The organism is Winkia sp. C0117E2, from assembly GCF_056590455.1.
In genome coordinates this window covers 304,960-325,759 of sequence record NZ_JBWPWD010000001.1, presented here as the reverse complement: position 1 = coordinate 325,759, position 20,800 = coordinate 304,960, and the positions used below count along the sequence as shown (strand labels likewise).

18 protein-coding genes are annotated in these 20,800 nt (G+C 55.9%); 16 read left to right on the top strand and 2 right to left on the bottom strand.

The annotated features are described in order from the left end of the window. Window positions 1-10: 10 nt before the first annotated feature. Window positions 11-1,216, bottom strand: coding sequence for a phosphoglycerate dehydrogenase (serA, locus tag AC1EKG_RS01475; RefSeq protein ID WP_004804836.1), 1,206 nt, complete (start codon window positions 1,214-1,216; stop codon window positions 11-13). Between the two features lie 51 nt (window positions 1,217-1,267). Beyond that, window positions 1,268-3,436 carry a HelD family protein gene (locus AC1EKG_RS01470; RefSeq protein WP_004804838.1) on the bottom strand — a complete coding sequence of 723 codons (2,169 nt, stop codon included), beginning with the start codon at window positions 3,434-3,436 and terminating at the stop codon, window positions 1,268-1,270. A gap of 150 nt (window positions 3,437-3,586) precedes the next feature. On the opposite strand from AC1EKG_RS01470, the gene AC1EKG_RS01465 reads away from it, so the two are divergent. The 16 genes from AC1EKG_RS01465 to pgeF all read left to right on the top strand — a co-directional run bounded on the left by AC1EKG_RS01465 (window position 3,587) and on the right by pgeF (window position 20,733). Further along, a complete protein-coding gene (locus AC1EKG_RS01465; protein WP_004804840.1) occupies window positions 3,587-4,558 on the top strand; it encodes a PAC2 family protein in 972 nt (323 codons plus the stop codon). Window positions 4,559-4,561: 3 nt separating this feature from the next. Beyond that, window positions 4,562-5,797 (top strand): DNA polymerase IV, encoded by a 1,236-nt coding sequence (gene dinB, locus AC1EKG_RS01460; RefSeq protein ID WP_004804842.1) that lies wholly within the window; start codon window positions 4,562-4,564, stop codon window positions 5,795-5,797. Between the two features lie 7 nt (window positions 5,798-5,804). Further along, on the top strand, window positions 5,805-6,245 hold the full coding sequence (locus AC1EKG_RS01455) for a DUF3040 domain-containing protein (protein WP_081499136.1): 441 nt from the start codon (window positions 5,805-5,807) through the stop codon (window positions 6,243-6,245). A gap of 241 nt (window positions 6,246-6,486) precedes the next feature. After that, window positions 6,487-6,918 carry a division/cell wall cluster transcriptional repressor MraZ gene (gene mraZ / locus AC1EKG_RS01450; protein ID WP_040314625.1) on the top strand — a complete coding sequence of 144 codons (432 nt, stop codon included), beginning with the start codon at window positions 6,487-6,489 and terminating at the stop codon, window positions 6,916-6,918. 98 nt (window positions 6,919-7,016) lie between these two features. Beyond that, a complete protein-coding gene (rsmH, locus tag AC1EKG_RS01445; RefSeq protein WP_004804845.1) occupies window positions 7,017-7,967 on the top strand; it encodes a 16S rRNA (cytosine(1402)-N(4))-methyltransferase RsmH in 951 nt (316 codons plus the stop codon). A 5-nt stretch (window positions 7,968-7,972) separates the two neighbouring features. Further along, on the top strand, window positions 7,973-8,356 hold the full coding sequence (gene ftsL / locus AC1EKG_RS01440) for a cell division protein FtsL (protein WP_004804852.1): 384 nt from the start codon (window positions 7,973-7,975) through the stop codon (window positions 8,354-8,356). Window positions 8,357-8,358: 2 nt separating this feature from the next. Next, on the top strand, window positions 8,359-10,206 hold the full coding sequence (locus tag AC1EKG_RS01435; RefSeq protein ID WP_048707508.1) for a peptidoglycan D,D-transpeptidase FtsI family protein: 1,848 nt from the start codon (window positions 8,359-8,361) through the stop codon (window positions 10,204-10,206). 24 nt (window positions 10,207-10,230) lie between these two features. After that, window positions 10,231-11,655 (top strand): UDP-N-acetylmuramoyl-tripeptide--D-alanyl-D-alanine ligase, encoded by a 1,425-nt coding sequence (locus AC1EKG_RS01430; RefSeq protein ID WP_004804856.1) that lies wholly within the window; start codon window positions 10,231-10,233, stop codon window positions 11,653-11,655. Continuing rightward, the gene (gene mraY, locus AC1EKG_RS01425; protein WP_102201948.1) at window positions 11,643-12,734 is read left to right on the top strand and encodes a phospho-N-acetylmuramoyl-pentapeptide-transferase; all 1,092 of its coding nucleotides are present in this window, start codon (window positions 11,643-11,645) and stop codon (window positions 12,732-12,734) included. The genes AC1EKG_RS01430 and mraY overlap by 13 nt, the downstream gene beginning before the upstream one ends. After that, complete coding sequence (gene murD / locus AC1EKG_RS01420) at window positions 12,716-14,149, top strand: UDP-N-acetylmuramoyl-L-alanine--D-glutamate ligase (RefSeq protein WP_040314627.1); 1,434 nt, start codon at window positions 12,716-12,718, stop codon at window positions 14,147-14,149. Before mraY ends, murD begins: the two co-directional genes overlap by 19 nt. Continuing rightward, window positions 14,150-15,430, top strand: a complete 1,281-nt coding sequence (locus AC1EKG_RS01415; RefSeq protein ID WP_004804862.1) for an FtsW/RodA/SpoVE family cell cycle protein — start codon at window positions 14,150-14,152, stop codon at window positions 15,428-15,430. Then, window positions 15,427-16,533 (top strand): undecaprenyldiphospho-muramoylpentapeptide beta-N-acetylglucosaminyltransferase, encoded by a 1,107-nt coding sequence (gene murG / locus AC1EKG_RS01410; RefSeq protein ID WP_004804863.1) that lies wholly within the window; start codon window positions 15,427-15,429, stop codon window positions 16,531-16,533. The genes AC1EKG_RS01415 and murG overlap by 4 nt, the downstream gene beginning before the upstream one ends. After that, window positions 16,530-17,843: a UDP-N-acetylmuramate--L-alanine ligase gene (murC, locus tag AC1EKG_RS01405; RefSeq protein WP_004804866.1), complete on the top strand. Its 1,314-nt coding sequence runs from the start codon at window positions 16,530-16,532 to the stop codon at window positions 17,841-17,843. The genes murG and murC overlap by 4 nt, the downstream gene beginning before the upstream one ends. After that, window positions 17,840-18,574 carry a cell division protein FtsQ/DivIB gene (locus AC1EKG_RS01400; protein WP_004804867.1) on the top strand — a complete coding sequence of 245 codons (735 nt, stop codon included), beginning with the start codon at window positions 17,840-17,842 and terminating at the stop codon, window positions 18,572-18,574. The genes murC and AC1EKG_RS01400 overlap by 4 nt, the downstream gene beginning before the upstream one ends. Window positions 18,575-18,727: 153 nt before the next feature. Beyond that, window positions 18,728-20,002: a cell division protein FtsZ gene (ftsZ, locus tag AC1EKG_RS01395; RefSeq protein ID WP_040314630.1), complete on the top strand. Its 1,275-nt coding sequence runs from the start codon at window positions 18,728-18,730 to the stop codon at window positions 20,000-20,002. Next, complete coding sequence (gene pgeF / locus AC1EKG_RS01390; RefSeq protein ID WP_004804870.1) at window positions 20,002-20,733, top strand: peptidoglycan editing factor PgeF; 732 nt, start codon at window positions 20,002-20,004, stop codon at window positions 20,731-20,733. Before ftsZ ends, pgeF begins: the two co-directional genes overlap by 1 nt. Window positions 20,734-20,800: the final 67 nt, after the last annotated feature.

The following is a 20,800-nucleotide window of genomic DNA, read 5'->3' as shown; positions in this document are numbered from 1 at the left end:
TTGGCAGAACTTAGTGAGTTAGTACGCGGAGTTTGATGGTTTCTTCGCCGCGTTTTAGGGCTGCAACCGTCTCGACAGGCAATTCTGAGGAAATGTCGGTTATTACGTACCCGACGCGCCCCTGCGTACCAAGGATTTGCCCGTTGATGTTGGCCCCGTGGGAGGCAAAAATGTGGTTTATTTCAGCAAGCACCCCCGGTGCGTTGGTGTGAATGTATGCCACGCGGTACAGAGCGTCTTTGGAAACTGGGAGGGTAAGGTTTGGCAGATTCACTGACATGTCTGTGGATGCGGATTGGAAATAGCCGACAACCTTTGAAGTGACGAACTGTCCAATATCTAGTTGGGCTTCTTCGGTAGACCCGCCCACGTGTGGAGTAAGTACTACATTCGCGAACTTTGCCAGTGGCGAGTTGAATGGATCCCCATTCTTCTTCGGCTCGGTTGGGAACACGTCAATGGCAGCTCCACTGAGCATTCCAGCTTCCAGAGCCTGCACTAGGGCGCCAGAGTCGATGACTGATCCTCGCGACAGATTTAGAAGGATTGCCCCAGGCTGCATCTGCTCGAATTGCTGTGGGCCGAACATGTTCGCGTTGGTCGGGTTCCCATCGACGTGGATGGAAACTACGTCTGCGCGTCCTAATAGTTCTTCCATGGTTTTGCAACCGTGGGCATTGCCGAGGGCGAGGCGTTCGGCAGTGTCGTAAAAGATAACCTTCATTCCCATGGCTTCGGCTAATACGGACAGCTGCATGCCGATGTGGCCATAGCCAATAATGCCCAGCGTTTTTCCTCGGACTTCATGGGCTCCAGCGGCGCTTTTCTGCCACACCCCGCGGTGGAGGGCGGCGTTCTTTTGGGGAAGCTGACGGCTGAGCGCGATGATTAAAGATATTGCCATCTCTACCACCGAGCGCGTGTTGGAGTAGGGGGCATTGAAGACGGCGACGCCTCTTCTGGTGGCTTCGGACAGGTCGATCTGGTTTGTCCCTATACAGTACGCGCCGATGCAAGACAGACGTGGGCAGCTTGCTAACACCTTCTCGGTGATCGCGGTCTTTGACCGTATCCCGACCGCGTCAACTCCCTGAAGAGCCTCTATCAGTTCGTCCTCGTCCAGCGCCCCGACCCGTCGTTCAACCTCGAATCCCGCCTGGCGGTAGATCGCGTCGGCATCGGGGTGAGGATTTTCCAGAAGTAAAACTTTGGGCATGTATAAATAGTGTCATCGCAAAGTGTGCTGAGCAAGCGGTTTGTCGAAAAACTATTTAGAAGTGAATCCTTCTGGCAGTTTTTCAGAATAGACGACCTCGAGTCTCTTAGTTGGCCTAGTCATTGCTACGTATAGATCCCCAGGACGATCCTGCATCTGGATAGGTTCAACCAGGATGACTACGTCGTATTCCAGTCCCTTCGAGGCGCGGGCAGAAAGAACGTTGATACGTGGATCCGAGAAAGTCAGTTTCTGCCTTATCTCTTTTTCGGCAATGACTGCCACCTGGCCCTGCCCCGTGCCGTGCTCTAAGTCCAGCTCTTCGCAGGCAATTTGGGCAAGCTGACTGACACTGCGCGCAAGGCCTTCACTCTGGTGCAATCGCAGACAATCTGGTAGGTCGCGGACGGCCTTTACCGGGTAGTCGATTGGTCTGCCGAGGGCGCGGGCGACTTTTTCAGCTGCCTCCATAATGGTTTGTGGGGTGCGGTAGCAAATCGACAAGATAGCCGTACCGGAGTATCCGCGGGCAGCTGGCCCAAGGATTTCCGTCCAATCTTTCGCACTGGTTCCCGTCCTTTGTGCTAGGTCGCCTACCACTGTGAACGAGCGAGAGGGACAGCGCCTGAGCAAAGCAGCCCATGCTAGGGGCGAGAGCTCCTGCGCCTCATCTACGACTATGTGGCCAAAAGTCCAGGACCTGTCGGCTCGGGCCTTCTCTGCCAATGTCGAAGAATCAGCCTGCCCCTGTGTGCGTTCCGCGAGTAGCTGGGCATTCACGATCCCTCCGCCCAGGCCATCCATATCCAGGGCTTGCTGCGCCCTCGCTATGGCCTGTTCTTGCCTAGCAACGCGCTCGCGGGCTGCCGCAGCAAACACATCTGAAGGGCCCAACAACTCTGCCAGTTCGTCGAGGATGGGAATGTCCTCTACCGTAAAAGCAGCATCGGTTGGCCGCTGCAGAGCGGCAACTTGCTCGGCGGTGAAACTGGGGGCGCATGCTGCTAGGAGCTGCGGGCGTGAATAGAGCTTGCGGAGTAGGGCAGTGGCGGACTCGGGCATCCAGCACAGGTTGATATTGCGCTTTACATCAATGTTCGTGCGCAGTTCTTCACGCACCCAAGCCCTGTCAGACGAACTTAGATTTTCGTCTGCGGCCAGGTAGCTATCGGTGAGTTTTTCTAGCAGCGTGAGGGCGAAGGTAGTGCGCGCCACATTGTGCGCTCTAGATGCTTGTTTTGCCCGCCGAGCAGCAGCCTTCACGTCCTCTGGAAGAAGAGTGACGGTCACGCCGGATACGCGCATCGTTATGGGAGCCTCCGGAATGCGACGCCTGGAAGCTACCGCCCTCTTCGCGATTTTTATCCATTCTAGGGAGCCCTTTAGACGCGCGAGGGCGTCACTGTCATGGGAAACGGCGCTAATACCTGGGAGCAGGTCACCCATCGTTACAGAGACGACACCCGTTTCCCCCAATGCCGGCAATACCTGTTCGATATACCGCAAGAAACGCCTGGATGGGCCAACAATAAGCACCCCTGACCGTTGCAGCTTCTCGCGTTCTGAATACAGTAGATAAGCCGCGCGATGTAGCGCTACAGCAGTCTTGCCCGTGCCCGGGCCGCCCTGAACCACTAGAAGTTCTTTAGCCTCAGAACGAATAACCTCGTCCTGCTCTGCCTGAATGGTAGTCACAATGTCGCCCATATGACCACCGCGCGCAGAATTCATCGCGGCGAAAAGGGCGCCCTCGCCTGCCAAGGAAACATTTTCGGAAGCTGACACATCGAAAAGATCGTCCTCAACCGAGACCACTTTCCGCAGCTTCGTGCCGATATGGCGACGCCTGACCACGCCCTCATGATGGGCGGGAGTAGCCCGATAAAACGGGGTAGCGGCCCGTGCGCGCCAATCAACCAAAATGGTCTTGCCCTCCTCGGAAAGACCCACCCTGCCAATGTAGCGAGGCGAAGGGGCATGATCGGATGTCATATCCAATCTGCCAAACACAAGCTTGTCTTCCACCTGCTCCAAGCGAGTCGCCTGATCACCAAAATGAGCTGCGATTGCATCTCGTTCAGAGCGGGCCTGAGGAGACCCTTGAGCTCCTGCGGCCTCAGCCTTGCGCTGTTGGCGTCGGTAGCTAGACCGAGCTGCGTCAAGTGCCCGGTAGGCACGATCGACTGCGGGCTGCTCTTGGTCCATTGGGGTAGAAGTCACGCTTATCCTTGGAATAACGGTAGTAAGTTTCTTGTTAGACAGATTGAAAGTTAACCTATTGTGTCAGACCAAAATGATAGTTGGTCATGTTGGGACATCAACTGTCAGACAGAACATATAGGCTAATAGCTAAAGAAGGTGGAGGTAAAAATGACAGAGCTAATCTCTCAGATCTCTGATGTGCCGGTGCGCTCGCGGGTTATGCTCCACCACATGTATGGCGCTATTGATGCGGGACACGCCGGCCGGCTTACGCTAGAACAATTGCTGCCATCTTTGCAGGCAGAGCGCGTAGTGACTTTCGATACAGACAAACTTGTCGATTATCGTGCCCGCCGTCCCTTGGCGACTTTGTCCCAATGGACTGTAACGGATATGGAGCCTCCTGAAATCGCCATCGACAAGGTTACCGATTATTCGGGACAAGAAATCTTGATCTTGCACGGGCCTGAGCCGGATCTGCGTTGGAATGAGTTCGCCCAAGTGGTATCCGAGTATGCCAAAGAGGTGGGAGTCGAGACCGCTATTAACGTCCTGGGGTTGCCAGCTGCCACTCCGCACACGCGTCCTCCGCTAGTGAACCAGACTGGAACGCGTCCGGATCTACTGCCTCCGCAAGACGAGCAAATCGGCACCATGCAGTTTTCCGCTTCCATGGGAATGTTCCTGCAGTACAGCCTGGGGCAGCAGGGGATCGATTCCATTGGTCTTACGGTAGGGGTGCCCTACTACGTGATGGACTCTGACTACCCGGCTGCAGCAACAGCGTTAATTTCGCGAATCAGCGATCTTACTGGACTGGATTTGCCAATTGGTGATTTGGCTGCCGCTTCTGACATGCTCTCAAAGAGGCTTGACCTGGAAGTGCAGGAATCTGCTGAGATTGGCGGCGTCATCGCCCAACTGGAGCAGCGCGTCGATTCGTTGGATATTTCGCAATTGCAAGTTTCCGATTCACCAGTGAAAATCCCCAGCGGGGACGATCTTGCCGAGCGTTTCGAAGACTTTTTGCGCAATACCGACCAGCAGCGTGCCGACCAGGGCCAGACTGCAGTGCCACCTAAGCCGAAGGGGCGTCACCGCGCTGATGGGCCGGTAGATGGCCCCAGCAAATCAGCCTAAGTAATGTCTAATTCGCCTAGGCTAGCCAGTGCCAGGCATGGGTGGGGAAAAGACGACTCGCATGCCAATATCTTGCACGTCGACATGGATTGTTTTTTCGCTTCCGTCGAACTGCTGGATCATCCGGAACTGGTAGGAAAGCCTCTGATTGTCGGTGGGCACTCGAACAGGGGCGTAGTCACTTCTGCTACCTACGAAGCGCGGGCCTACGGCGTGCATGCCGGCATGCCGGTGTCGCGTGCAGTTCGCCTTTGCCCCAGGGCGGTGGTGTTGCCCACCCGCAAAGGGGTGTACTCCCAGGTGTCGGCCGAGGTAATGAAGATCTTGTCTTCCTATACTCCTGCGTTTCAGAAGGTAAGCGTGGATGAAGCTTACCTGGACGTGTCTGGAGTCCGAAAGATATTTGGCTCCTCCACGCAGATCGCAATTGCTCTTCGCCGTCGCATCAAAACCGAACTGGGGATTGCGGCATCGGTAGGCATTGCGCCCTCGAAATTGGTAGCAAAAATTGCGTCCTCGCATGCGAAGCCCGACGGGATATTACTGGTTCCAGATACCGCTGTGTCCGCGTTCCTACATGATTTGCCCGTAGGTGCACTTCCTGGAGTGGGAAAGAGGGTCCAAGAGATTTTGCTGCGGTCTGGCGTTCGTACTATTGGCCAGTTGGCGCAGGTTCCCGAGTCTGATCTGCAGCGCAAGGTAGGAAAAGCGGCAGGGGCAAGACTGGCACAGATTAGTTTGGGAATTGATGCGTCAAAGGTAGGCGAGAGCGGCCCCGAAAAGTCGATCGGTACTGAGGTTACCTTCGAACAAAATGTAACCGCATTCCCTAGGTTAGAAGAAGTGCTTTTAGCGCAGGCACACGAGTGCGCTGCTAAGCTACGCGCCGCAAAATGGCAGGGGCAGACAATCGTGGTCAAGTTGCGCGGTGCCGACTTTAGAACAGTGACTAGGTCAAAAACCGTGCCGGCAACTGATCTAGGTGCAGATATCTATAAGGTGGCGCGCACTTTGGCGCATTCTGTGCCATTGCCAACCGGTGGCTATAGGCTGGTTGGTCTGCGTGTCGAAGGGCTAGTTTCGGCAGAGGTCGGAATACAGCTAACCATCGACGGCCAAGATACGCGCCGGGCAGCCGAGAGTGCGATGGACGGAATTGCGGCCCGATTTGGCGCCAGCGCTTTGCGGCCCGCGTCGCTGCTGGGTGACCGGAAGGAAAGGAACGAGTTGGGGAAATAGGGCGGTAATGCTCTATCCTGAGAGTGAAGACACATTTATAGCGAAGGAAGGTGTCATGGGACTGTCTGACTACGAAAAGCAGGTCCTTGCGGATTTGGAAGCCCAGCTGCGCGAGGGCGATCCTTCCTTCGATGCCGCCATGGCGAAAGAGGCTCCTAACTCACCAAGGAAGACGCCTCCTAGGGTTATGGCAGCTATGGGTGTCGTGACACTTCTTGGATTGGTGATCATTGTGGTTGCGGTGTCACTCGGGTATACGTGGCCGGCCATGGCGCTGGCGGTAGTTGGATTCTTGGTAATGGTATTTGGAATCACCCTGCCTTGGAACAGAAAAGTTGTTGCGAAGCTTTCTGGAAAGACGGCTAGGGGTGCATCCTCATCTGCTTTTATGAAGAAGCAACAGCAAAAATGGGAACGCCGCGGTCAGGGCGAATCTGGCCGCTACTAGTAAGTAGTTTCGTAGAGAGGGGAAGACGCAGAGTCTTCCCCTCTTTTTATTTTTAACTGCCACCCCTCTGGGTGGCCAGTCGTCCTCCACTATGTATGGATTTTTACTCCACTTCACTCCATTCGGTAAATTAGCTGTTCAGTAGATGTTTGATCTAGGCAGAAATGCGAAAAATGGAGGATTAGCTTCACAATGTGGTTGATTGTGGAGTAAAGTGGAGCTCAGCGGTGAGGAGGTGCGTGTGTTCCTTGGTACAGCTGAGCCAAAGCTCGATGACAAGGGGCGCCTCATTCTGCCTTCCCGCTACCGCGAGGAACTTTCAAACGGCTTGGTCCTAACCAGGGGCCAGGATCGCTGCTTATACATGTTCACCTCCCAGGAATTCGCAAACATGTACGAAGAGCTCCGCCGGGCGCCTATCTCCAGTAGGCAGGCTAGAGATTTCGTCAGGATCATGCTCTCGGGAGCGATGGACGACAAACCGGATAAGCAGGGAAGAATCACCATTCCCGCGTTACTTCGCACCTATGCGGGGTTGAAGCGAGACGTAACGGTGATTGGTGCCGGATCTCGAATCGAGATTTGGGATCAAGCTTCTTGGCAGAAGTACCTAGCGGAACATGAGCAGGCGTTCTCGGACACTGCTGAAGAGGTAATCCCAGGTTTGTTCTAGGGGCATAGGTTCGGTTTCTCTCCGATTTCTGAGGCCACTTCCCCGGCTTCAGAGAGCGGAGGGGATCCAAGCTTATGGCCTGACGGAAGGCGGTCTACATGGCTAAGGAATACGGACACGTGCCGGTAATGGTTGCACGCTGTCTGGAACTCCTGGAACCAGCGGCTCACGATGGTGCCGTTTTTGTAGATTGCACCCTTGGCATGGGTGGCCACAGCGAAGCCATCTTGAAAGAATTTCCGCAGGTCCGTTTGTACGGGATAGACCGAGATGAGCAGGCTTTGCAGATTGCTGGCGAGCGCCTTTCGCCCTTCGGGGACCGTTTTACTCCAATTCACACCACCTACGATCGAATTGGCGATGTCGCCGATCAGGCTGGCGGAAAAGTCGATGGGATATTGATGGACCTGGGAGTATCTTCCTTCCAGCTAGATCAGGACGATCGCGGCTTCGCCTACTCCCGCGACACGTACTTAGACATGCGCATGGATACATCGCAGGGGAAATCCGCTGCCACACTGTTGCAAGAAGCTAGCAAACAGGAACTGACTAGGATTCTGCGGGTCTACGGCGAAGAAAAATTTGCTGCCAAGATAGCTGGCGCAATCGTGAAAAAGCGCGAAAGCGAGCCTATAGAACGGTCTGGGCAACTAGTAGCTTTGGTTCGCGCGTCCATACCTGCTCCCGCCAGAAGGAAAGGGGGCAATCCTGCGAAGCGGACTTTTCAGGCTCTACGCGTAGCCGTAAACAACGAATTGTCCATCCTCGAGGATGCTATCCCCGCGGCCCTGAACAGCCTGAATGTGGGTGGCAGGTTGGTTGTGGAGGCATACCAATCTTTGGAAGATCGAATAGTTAAGGCTGCCTTCAAAGAGGCTAGCACCTCTCAGGCTCCGCCCGACTTGCCAGTAGTTCCACCAGAACTAGCTCCAAACTTCAACCTCGTCTTCTCTGGAGCGCAAAAGGCCGATGAAGAAGAGCAGAAGACAAATCCGCGTTCCGCACCAGTTCGGTTGCGCGCCATAGAACGCATTAGTGAAGGAAGGTAAAGGTCATGACTCAGGCCGCACTTGGTCGCCCTCGTAAAGGGCCCCGTCGGATTGCCAGGCCGATCCTTTCGGTAGTGCAAACCTCTGCGCCGGCAAAAACCCCGATACTTACCTGGGGTGGCGTAGTCGCAGCGCTCTTAGCTTTGATTGTGGTTCCTATGGCTATCAATACGCAGATGGCTATGCTGTCCTACTCCATGCATGAAGATCAGATCGAGCTGGACAAAGTTGAGGAAGCGAATCAGGAATTGCAGGTTCAGGTCGAGTCTTTGTCTTCTCCCGATTCGTTACGCCAATTCGCGGTGTCTCACGGTATGGTTCCAGCCGTGGAGTTAGGATACATAAGCCTCGGTTCTAAGCAGATCGAGGGCGGCAAGGCAGCGCAGTAGGCGTGGCCGCAAGAGGAAAATTTTGGCGCCGTGTTCTAAAGCGATTCGCAGGGGTGGATCGCACTAGGTGGCTTGTGGTCTTTTTGGCTACGGGCATGTGCATTTGCTCGCTGGCCTTGATTAAGATTCAGGTGATCGATGGGCCCTCACTCTCCTCGCAGGCAGCCAAGCTTCGCACTGTAACCTATCCGATCCGTGCTGAACGCGGGAAGATTTTAGATGCTCGGGGTACTGTTCTTGCTACCTCGACGCAGCGGTATAACGTTGTTGCCAACCCTTACCTGCTGCGCACTTACGTGCATAAAGAGGTCGTGAACTCAGCTGGGAAGGTCATCACCAACACTCGGGCTGCCGAGGGACCAGATGCCAGGGAAAAGGTCATGGGTACCGGTCCTGTCGAAGCAGCCAGACAACTCGCGCCCATCTTGGAGCAAGATAGGGCAGAACTTGGCGGCATGCTGGTTGCCGATTCGGGCTATCAGATCATTGCGCGGAATGTGGAACCTGCGAAGTGGCGTAAGATCAAAGAGTTAAAGATTGAAGGAATCACCTCCGAAACAACCACCTTGCGGTCCTACCCGGCAGGCAATACCGCCTCGACCGTAGTCGGGTTCGTGAACCAAGAGAACGTTGGTGCGGCCGGCATCGAAGCTTCCCGTGAGGGAGTCTTAGGTGGCAAAGACGGGGAACGCACTGTCGAAATCGCGCCCACCGGACAGATTATTCCCGACGGTGCCGAGACCACGAAGGAAGCCCAGTCTGGCCAGAGCTTGAAGCTATCCTTGGATGCAGACCTCAACCAGCAGGCGCAAACTAGCTTGGACAATGCAGTAAAGAAAACAGGTGCTACCTGGGGGACCGTTGTAGTTATGGAAGTAGCTACGGGACGGGTGCTGGCTTTAGCGGACTCGGGAGCGTTGCCTCCTATGGATGCTCGCGAGAAATCTGAATCTACCAAGTCGCGGGTTGTGCAGTCGGTGTATGAACCCGGTTCCACCGGCAAACTGATAACGTTTGCGGCCGCACTAGACCAGGGAAAAATTACTCCACTGTCTACTTTCCGGATTCCATACGAAATCACTATGAAAAATGGTGAAAAGTTTGTGGACTCGCATGAGCATGGCGTCCAAAACCTGACCGCTTCTGGGGTCTTGGCGGAATCTTCCAACGTAGGTACTGTTCAGATTGGCGACCTGGTCTCAGATAAGTCGCGTTATCAGATGATGAAGAAGCTAGGCCTGGGCGAGCCCACAGGAATTGAGATGCCCGGAGAGACGGGCGGCCTTGTGCCTACCCCGCAGGAGTGGGATGGAAGGCAGCGGTATACCACCATGTTCGGACAGGGCATTGCTGTTTCTCCGCTGCAGGTAACCCAGTTGATGGCAACTGTAGCGAACGGGGGAGTACGCATCCCAGCGCGCATCGTAGACTCGTGGACTGATCAAAACGGAGTGGTCCATAAGACAGATACCCCTAAGGCAACCCGCGCTATGGAACCCGATACTGCCGCGACTTTGATGCGGATGATGGAATCGGTGACCGGCTCGGATGGTACCGCCGAGCTGGCAAAGGTTCCCGGCTACCGCACCGCCGGAAAGACCGGTACTACCGAAATTTTGGGAGGAGCCGATTCGGGGGGAGTAGTAGCTTCCTTCGTTGGAGCTGCTCCTGCAGAAAAACCGGCAGTAGCGGTTTCCGTAGTGTTAAATAAGCCGCAAACTTCGGTGTACGGCGGTGTTGTCGCCGCACCCGTGTTTTCAGAGGTCACAGGGGCAGCGCTAAGAATGCTGGGTGTGAAACCATCCACTGAAGCACCGAAACTTTACCCAATAGAAGCGAATACCAAATAACTGCCCTATAAAGAGGCACATACAATGGCAACTATGACGTTAGATGCAAAGGCGTTGGCAGACGCGGTAGGGGGCGTACTCGTCCGTGATTCGGATGCGGCGCTGACACTGCTGGATGCTACGACCGATTCGCGGGAAGCGAAGGCCGGTGGGGTTTTCTTCGCCCGAATTGGGGAACAGAACGACGGACTGGATTATCTTCCCAAGGCCGCAGGCGCGGGTGCTGGGGCGGTAGTCACTCAGAACGCACAGAAGGCACTCGACCTCGATCCGAAGATTGCCGTCATTGAGGTCGACGACGTGACCTATGCCTACGGGCAGGCAGCGGCCTTCCACCTGCGCAACTTGCGCGAGGCAGGCCCCGTCACTGTGATCGGCATTACCGGTAGCGCAGGGAAAACCACTACGAAGGATTTGCTGGCGGGGATTTGTCGCGCCGCGGGGCCAACCACGGCTCCGGTGGGATCTTTCAATAACGAGGTCGGACTGCCGCGTACCGTTTTGTCGGCACCGGAAGGTACTCGCTACCTGGTGCTAGAGATGGGTGCTTCGGGCGTTGGCCACATTGAATATCTAACTTCGATAGCTCCGCTTGATGTGGCGATTGAGCTGTTGGTAGGACGGGCCCATCTTGGTGGCTTCGGCTCTCAGGAAGCTGTGGCCCAAGCAAAAGCTGAGCTGCTTGGCGGGTTGGTTCCTGGGGGAGTAGCCGTCCTCAACATTGACGATTCCCGTGTAGCCGAGATGACTAAATACCTGAGTGAGGACAAGAAGCTCCTAACCTTCGCAGCTGGTCAACAGGCCGACTTCTATGCGAGCGGGGTAGAGGTCGATAGCAATGACAGGGCAAGTTTCACGGTGCATCACGACGGCACCCACAGTGAACTCTCCTTAGGACTAGTAGGAGCCCACCATGTTTCTAACGCGTTGGCGGCTATTGCCGGCGCAGTAGCTGCCGGAATTCCCCTGGAACTGGCTGTTGCTAAGTGCGCCGGTACTAAAGCCACTTCCCCGCACCGCATGGATGTGCGGCATCTAGAGAGCGGTGCAATCGTGATCGACGATGCCTACAACGCCAACCCTGATTCTATGAAGGCAGCTCTTGGCGCCCTCGCTAAAATCGGCAAGGGTCGTCGGAAAATAGCCGTCCTCGGCGAAATGCTTGAACTTGGTCCGCAGTCGGATGATATTCACCGCGAGGTCGGAAAAGTAGTGGCTGCAAATGGGGTAGACGTCGTGGTCGTTGTCGGGCAGGGAGCGAAACCGTTGCTAGAGACAGTTTCCGAACGCGCCGAGACTATCTCCGCCGCCGACTACCATGAAGCGGCTAGCCTGATTAAGGATCTGCCCGCTAGCGCGGACGTGATCCTATTCAAAGGGTCTAACGGGTCGGGCGTGTGGCGCCTGGCAGATCAACTTCTAAAGGAGGAAAACGCGTGCTCGCATTAATTAGTGCGTGTGGTGTCGCGCTAATTGTTTCTTTGCTAGGCACTCCAGCGCTGATCCGTGTACTGCGGGCGCGTGAGTACGGGCAGTTCATTCGGCAGGATGGGCCCACGGGCCACTACATGAAGCGAGGGACTCCCACCATGGGTGGCATCGTTATTATCGGTGCTGCGACTGTGGGCTGGCTGGTATCGATGCTGGTTAGCGGAAATGGACCTTCTTGGTCCGCAGTACTGCTCATGTTCCTCTTCATTGGCCTGGGCGTCATTGGGTTCCTGGATGACTTCATTAAGATTTCCCATCAACGTTCCCTTGGCCTAAACGCAAAAGCGAAGTTCGTTGGACAGCTGGCAGTAGGCACCCTGTTTGCCCTCGGCGCATACGCATTTCCGGACCATACGGGAGTGCGGCCGGCCTCGTTGGCAATTTCAGTAGTGCGTGACACTTCGGTATCGCTGAAAGTACTTGGAATAGGCGCACTGGTGATACTGGCATTCGTAATCTGGGTAAACTTCATTGTTGCGGCCTGGTCTAACGGGGTAAATCTGACCGACGGCCTGGACGGATTGGCTACGGGAGCCTCGCTATTCGCCTTCGGTTCTTACGCCCTCGTTGCGGTATGGCAGTTCTACCAGAAATGCCCCGGATCCGACCCAGCTAATATTGCCGCTTGCTATCAGGTACGCGACCCCAGAGATATAGCTATCATTGCGGCAGCTATCGTGGGAGCCTGCTTCGGGTTCTTGTGGTGGAACACCTCTCCGGCCCAGATTTTCATGGGAGATACCGGTTCGCTCGCACTGGGCGGCGCATTTGCTGGCATGTCCATTTTGACCAGGACCGAATTCCTTGCGGTCGTTATCGGTGGCCTATTTGTGATCATTGTTCTTTCGGACATCATCCAGGTGGGGTGTTTCAAGCTCACAGGTAAGCGGGTCTTCAAAATGGCTCCCTTGCATCACCACTTTGAGCTCCTTGGATGGCCAGAGGTTACGATCGTTGTGCGCTTCTGGATCATCGCCGGCCTCTTTGGCATCATCGGCACAATTATTTTCTACGCAGAATGGGTATTGAGGATATGAGCTCCCGGATTGGGGTAGCAGGGGTCGGCAAGTCCGGACTCGCTGCGGTGGAGGTTCTTTCTAGCCTTGGACACGAGGTCACGGTAATCGATGGTTCGCAGGAGGCACTAGAAAGTGCCGACCTGCCAAAGAATGTCCAGAAAATCCATGCCACTTCTTCGCAGCAGGTGAAGCAGGAAATTGCGGATGCTGGGCTGGAACAGGTAGTGGTGAGCCCGGGAATTCCCCCTGCCAGCGCTATCTATCAGGGGGCACTCCTTAGCGAACGGGAAATCCTTGGAGAGGTCGAATTAGCCTGGCGGCTGCAAGCCGGTCGCAAAGACGACGCGCCTTGGCTGGCAGTAACCGGCACGAACGGGAAGACCACCACTGTAAGCATGACCGAGGCGATCCTGCGTGCAGATGGGCGGCAGGCGTACGCAGTAGGTAACGTCGGCGCTCCCGTTGTGCTGAAAGCTGCCGAGGGCGGTTACGACGCCCTCGTGGTTGAACTATCTTCCTTCCAGCTCTATTCAACAAGCACCGTTTCTCCTCACGCGTCGATCTGCCTGAACGTCGCATCAGACCACGTGGATTGGCACGGCAGCGTGGAAGCCTATAAACAGGCCAAGGCTATGGTCTACGAGCGCACTCGCAAGGCCTGTCTGCTACCCATTTCAGACACTAGCGTGCGGGAAATGGTGGATAACGCGGACGTAGTTGAGGGGTGCAGAGCTATAGGCCTGTCTTTCTCAGCTCCCGCGGTAGGGCAAATTGGCGTGGTGGACGATATTGCGCTTGACCGCGCGTTCATCGCTAACCGATGGAGCGAGGCCACCGAACTTTTCACCTTCGACAACTTACGTCACTTGACCGGTGGCCCCATTACGCATCCGGTGTTGGCCGATGCGCTTGCAGCGGCCGGCCTCTCTCGCTCTCTAGGAGTGGACTTTTCCTCCGTGGCAAAAGGCCTCGGTAACTTCAAGGCAGTGAAACACCGGCGCACCCTGTTAGGTGCAGCTCGAGACGTCACCTGGATCGACGATTCGAAAGCGACCAACGCCCACGCCGCGAAGATCTCGTTGGCCGGAATGCCGCCCTCGTCAGTAGTCTGGATTGCAGGCGGAGACACCAAGGGCCAGTCCTTTGACGAACTAGTGGCAGCGGTGGCACCTACTCTGCGCGGAGTTGTACTGATTGGCAAGGATCGGCGAGCCCTCCGCTCTGCGTTGCAAACTCAGGCCCCCAATGTTCCCGTGGTCGAGTGCGAGCCGCCAGACGACATAATGGGGTCTGTAGTGCACGAATGCGTAGCGCTATCGCGCCCCGGAGATACTGTCATCTTGGCTCCCGCATGCGCCTCATGGGATCAATTCACCAACTACGGAGAGCGAGGCGACCTGTTCGCCCAGGCGGTGGCGGGATTGGAGGACTAAGTGTCCTTAAGAGCGAAGCTGAAGCTGCCGCGAATAAGGGTAGTCTCTGACGACGACACCATAGATTCGACTCGAGCGGTAGTACAAGAACAGATGCGAACCAACCCGGTTCTCACCTTCTACATGATCTTGATTTCGACTCTGCTGCTGACCGGGGTCGGCCTGATCATGGTGTTTTCGGCCTCCTCTATTGGGGAGCTGTCTAGGCAAGATAACCCCTTCCTAGCTTTCTTCAAACCGTTTACTTACGCTATCTTGGGCCTTCTTCTAATGTGGCTGGCTACGAAAGCTAGGCCGCAGCTGTATTTCAATCCGAAGGTTTCTGCAACAGTCTTAGTTGCGGCAATAGGCTTCCAGCTACTGGTGTTGCCCTTTGGCCAGAATATCGGTGGTAATCAGAACTGGATTGCTATTCCCGGAATCGGTACCGTACAGCCTTCCGAGTTCTTGAAGGTTGCCCTGATAATGCACATGTCGGCAATTATCGGTCACCGCATTGTAGACCTATCCGATTGGGCATCAATCGGGCGTTACTTGGCCTGGCCGACACTTGGGTCTATGGCGGCCATTATGGTGGGTGGTGACTTTGGTACGACCCTGGTAGTCGGCGGTGTCGTAGGGGCAATATTGTTCATCAGCGGACTGCACTGGAAGAAGATTGGTCTGTTGGTGCTGGCGGCATTTTTCGGAGTAGCTGTCGCATCCACGTCCTCGTCTTCGCGACGAGCGCGCATTCGCGCATTCTTACCCGGAGCGCCCAAAGATGAACAGGGCATTGATCTGCAGCCTTTGCGTGCCAAACTCGGCCTGGGTACAGGTGGCATTACGGGGGTCGGACCGGGTGCTTCCAGACAGAAATGGAACTATTTGCCGCAGGCGGAGTCCGACTTTATTTATGCGATCCTAGGTGAGGAATTCGGACTGGTTGGGACCTTGTCCGTAATTATTCTGTACACAGTGCTCGGATGGGCCCTGCTGCGTCTGTCCAGACGGGCCCGTAGTAACTCCATCCGTATCGCCGCTGCCTCCACAATGGCCTGGATTGGGCTGCAAGCGTTGCTCAACATCTGTGTCGTGGTTGGAATATCTCCGGTTATTGGCGTCCCGCTACCATTTATTTCAGCTGGTGGATCGGCATTAGTGGCATGTTTAATCGCTATGGGGATCATGCTCTCGTGTGCGCGCGCTGAACCGGGCGCAAATGAGGTACTAATGGCACGAGAAGCGTCAATAAAGCGGACTATCGCCGTTGTTGGGCGACGCAGAAAGGCGAAGAAATGAAGGTACTACTTGCCGGTGGCGGCACTGCAGGGCATATTAACCCGCTTATTGCAACGGCGCAGAAGCTGCGTGCTGCGGGGGCCGAGGTTATTGCACTTGGTACCGCAAAAGGGCTGGAGGTAGACCTGCTCCCACAGGCTGGAATAAGGATGATCGAGATTCCTAAGGTGCCCGCCCCCAGGCGTCCCGGCAAGGACCTGTTCTTCTTTGCCCCGCGCATGCGTGAGGCACTGCGAATCTGCAGGCAGGCCCTTATTGATGAGTCAATAGACGTTGTGATTGGTTTTGGCGGCTTCGTCTCGACTCCCGCCTACGTGGCCGCTGCCCGACTTCACCTGCCAGTAGTGATTCATGAGCAGAACGCTCGGCCCGGACTAGCCAATCGTCTAGGAGCGAGATGGGCAGAGGGAGTGGCATTGACCTTCCCATCCACCCCGTTATCCGCCCGTAAGGGTATTACCGAGGTAACAGGACTGCCCCTGCGAGAGTCCATTGAAAAGCTGGCTAAAGCTCGGCTGGATCCCGAAACTAAAGAACAGCTTAGAACCAACGCGCTGGCGCAATTCGGCTTGGATGCGCAGAAGAAGACTCTTCTTGTCACCGGCGGTTCTTTGGGAGCAAAGAGTATAAACGAAGCCGTGGCAAATGCAGCTTCTTCTAGGGGCAACATTCAGATCCTGCATATAGCAGGAAAGGGGAAGAGCCAGGCGGTAGCCGAGACGGTCGGCGAGGCGCCTGACTATAAAGTTCTGGAATACTGCTCAAATATGCAGGATGCTTTTGCCTGCGCGGACATGGTGCTTGCCCGTTCAGGGGCGGGCACAGTGTGTGAAATCTCAGCATTGGGGCTGCCTGCAACCTACGTGCCCTTGCCGATCGGCAATGGGGAACAAAAGCTGAACGCTGCCGATGTGGTAGCAGGGGGCGGCGCCCAGATTATCGAAGACAAGCATTTGAATGCCTCCACGGTAGTGGACCAAGTCTTCAGCCTTGTGAACGATTCCGAGAAGCTTTCGGAAATGAGTGCGGCAGCACAGCGGTTTGGACAGATAGATGCCGCCCAGCGCGTGGCAGATATTGCTTTTGGAGTTGCAGAGAAATGAGCCATTTTCACCTAATAGGAATCGGCGGCGCCGGAATGTCCGTAGTTGCTGAATTGCTTTTCGACCGTGGCCAGCAGGTGAGCGGTTCCGATCAGAAGGATTCAGCCAACATCGCCCACCTTCGTGGGCTAGGCATAAACGCACAGGTAGGCCACGATCCTGCTGCAGTCACCCCCGATTCGATCGTGGTGGTTTCGACAGCGGTACGTGACTCCAACCCTGAGCTCGCTAGGGCTCGCGAACTTGGGTGCAAGGTAATTCACCGCTCGCAAGCACTTGCCTTGGCGGCGGCAGGAATGGACTTTATTGCGGTAGCTGGAGCCCATGGCAAGACCACCACTTCCGGTATGCTCGCTGTCGCACTCTCGCAGCTTGGGGCGGATCCGTCATTTGCAGTAGGCGGAATAGTCAGCGGATTCGGTTCCGGGGCACATCTTGGCAAGGGCAAGTATTTTGTCGCCGAAGCTGATGAATCTGACGCGTCTTTCTTGAACTACAAGCCAACCATTGCTCTGGTGACCAATGTGGAACCAGATCACTTGGATCACTACGGTTCAAAGGAAGCCTTTGAACAGGCGTTTGTAGAGTTTTCTAACCTTGTTTCAGACACCCTAGTGACGTGCTCTGACGACGAGGGCGCGCGCGCACTTGGGCAAAGTGTCGGCAGTCATCTGCGCCATATTTCCTACGGCACAACACCGGTTGAGGGTGAGCATGTCCTGGTAGCAGAGGACTCCTTCACCTGGCAGGGGCAAACATACGAAGTCCATTTGCAGGTTCCGGGAAAGCACAACTTGCTAAATGCTGCGGGAGCCTTTGCAGTACTGGTATCTGCCGGCTTCGCCCCCCAGGAAGCGGTGCGGGCCTTGGAAGCGTTTACGGGCACTGGGCGCCGCTACGAATATAAGGGAACCGCTGGTGGGGTAGAGGTGCGTGACGACTATGCCCATCACCCGACCGAGGTGGCCGCGTTGGTAGCGCAGGCACGCGAACAGACAGAAGGGCGAGTGCTTCTGCTGTTCCAACCTCACCTGTATTCGCGAACAAGGAATTTTGCCGACCGGTTCGCGAAGGCGCTTAGGGGAGCAGACGAAGTGGCCCTGGCACCTATATATGGCGCCCGCGAAGATCCGATTGAGGGCGTAGATTCCTCTCTGATTGGGGACAAGCTTGCGGGGGCTTACCTTGCCGATTCTCTAGAGGACGGGGCCCGCTACCTGGTTTCCAAGGCGCGTCCTGGCGATCTAATTTGCACGGTGGGCGCCGGGGACGTAACGACGATGGCCAGTGTGATTTTGGAATTGTTGTGAGGGCAAGGGTCAACTATGAGCTGGCGGCGCGGCTGGCAGAGCGGTCTAGGGCACTAAAACGTAGAAGAAGACTCTACCTGGGGTCGGTTCTAGGCGCTATAGTCCTGGTGGCGCTGATTGTTGGGCTCGCCTTTTTCTCGCCTCTCCTTCAGTACCGGCCAAGTGCCGCAGTGGTGGAGGGCGCTTCCAAGGAGGTTCCTTCGGCTCAGGTAGTGAAGGCAACGGAACCGTTCAAGGGCGTGCCACTACCTAGGTTGGATACTGCGGCTATGGCCAAGGCTATTGCGCGCTCTAATATTCGGATAGCCAACGTGCAGGTGCACAGGTCGCCTTTGCATGGAGTGAAACTCCAGCTGAAGTTGCGTACTCCGATTGGGATTGAACGTAGCGGCGACGATGCCAAACTTGTTGATTCGAAAGGCATCGCGTTTGCCCCTGCAGGGGAGCAGAATCTGAAGGAAATATCGTTGCCCGCGGGAGCGGACCGAGCAGCGACGGCTTCGGCTATGGCGAAGATCATCCCGGCAGTGCCTACTCAGATTATGGATCGAGTGACCAAGATCGACGGTGCTAATGCGGACCGTATTTCGCTAGTTTTGGATTCTGGTGCCACGATCATCTGGGGTGATGAATCCAATAATGAGTTGAAGGCGAAAGTCATTGCCGTGTTGGCGCAGCGTAACGCTTCTACGTACGATTTAACCGATCCCGCGAGGCCGGTTACTAGCTGAACTTCGGGGGCAAAATTATTGGGTGTCGCAACACGCCGAAGCGGTGCCAGGCATTGGGTTGTCCAGACTAATAACGTGACAGATACCGGAAATATGACATAACGTTCAACCTTCAGTTGAGGTTGAGGGTTGGATGAAAGGGAAGGGGCCGAGGTGGCATCTCCTCAGAACTATCTTGCAACTATCAAAGTTGTAGGCATCGGCGGGGGCGGCGTAAATGCCGTGAACCGAATGATCGAAGCTGGTCTTGCTGGCGTTGAGTTCATTGCGATCAACACAGATTTGCAGTCGCTACTGACCTCCGATGCTGATGTGAAGCTCGATATTGGGCGCGAAGAGACACGCGGACTCGGCGCGGGAGCGGACCCATCTGTTGGGCAGAAGTCTGCTGAGGACCACACTGAGGACATTCGCGACGCCCTTGAGGGTGCTGACATGGTGTTCGTGACCGCTGGCGAGGGCGGCGGCACCGGTACCGGCGGCGCACCCGTAGTAGCGCGCATCGCGCGCGAGCTTGGATCGCTTACCATCGGTGTTGTTACCCGCCCGTTCACCTTTGAAGGGCGGATGCGCTCTAGGCAGGCCGAAGCTGGCGTCGAGAACTTGCGCAGCGAAGTGGACACCTTGATCGTCATTCCGAATGATCGCCTTCTGAAGATTTCCGACCCGAATATTTCCGTCCTCGATGCCTTCCGTAGCGCCGACAATGTGCTTCTGTCGGGCGTACAGGGGATCACTGACCTGATCACCACTGCGGGCTTGATCAACGTTGACTTCGCTGACGTCAAGTCCGTAATGAAGGATGCGGGCTCCGCTCTTATGGGCATTGGTACCGCAAGTGGCGAGGATCGTGCAGTCCAGGCTGCCGAGATGGCTATCGCTTCTCCGCTGCTGGAAGCTTCGATCGAAGGTGCCCACGGAGCGCTGCTGTTCTTCCAGGGTGGGTCCAATATGGGCCTGTTCGAAATCCAGAAGGCTGCCGAGTTGGTGCGCGAATCCGCGCACGAGGAAGCAAACATCATCTTCGGTGCTTCTATCGACGAAGCGTTCGGCGACGAGGTGCGAGTCACTGTCATCGCTGCCGGCTTTGATGACCCAGAGCTGAATGTGCAGAAGAAGGAAGAAGAAAACAATACTCTTCGCTCCGAAGCTGCTCCGAAGCCGACCCCCGCGCCAGCGCCGTTGCAGAGCCAGCAGCGCGATCTAGGCTCGCTGCCTTCTGGGCCGCAGCACCGCGCTCCGCTGGACGTGCCTACCCGCCCTCGTTCCACTTCGAGGGCGCAGCTACCCGAGGCTGTGGAGCCCGAACCTGTTGCTCCCTCGCGGGTAAGCACTGATCCGACTCCTTCGTCGGAACTGGAACTGCCTCGCGTCTTTGACGATTCCGACAAAGACGATGACCTAGACATTCCTCCGTTCTTGCGCTAATGCGACCGATCTCAGTCGGAGGGGCTAAAGCCGTCTTCACATCTCGTACCGGCGGGGTGTCGAAGGCGGCTTTCGCCACACTTAATACGGGAATGCATGTTGGGGACGATCCGCAGGCGGTTCAGCGCAATAGAGATCTGCTCGAAGCAAAGATCGACCGGACGATTGTGTGGATGAACCAGACGCATTCTGCACGAGTCCATAAGGTTGAGCCTGGCCGTACTGATCAGGTCGTCAACGCCGATGGCATCTTCGTAGTGGCTGAGGAATTTGCATCCAAACATCTGCGTTTGCCCGCGCTTGCAGTGATGGTAGCTGACTGTGTGCCGATAGTATTTGCCTCCTCTGGTGGGGAAGTAATGGCCGCTGTGCATGCTGGTCGGGCGGGCCTTTCTACGGGAATTATCCGTAAGGCCGTGTCGATGATGAGCGAGCACGTACCCGCGTATTCAATTCACGCCGCTGTTGGTCCCTGCATTTGCGGGAGATGCTACGAGGTCCCTGAGAAGCTGCGTGCTGATTTGGCTGAAGTGACGCCCTCAGCGTGGTGTGTAACGCGGTGGGGTAGCCCGGGCCTTGATTTGCGGGCTAGTGCCAACTCGCAGTTGCAAGAAGCAGGCGTGCAGGTAGATTTCATTTCTAAGCTGTGTACCTATGAGGACGAAAATCTTTATTCCTACCGCAGAAACCAAATTACCGGTCGTTTTTGTGGCGTAGTGTTTCCCGCCTGATCAACACGCCGATACTAATCGCGGCAGCCGTGGCGGGATGCGGCTAATCTTTTAGCAGTTGCAGGTA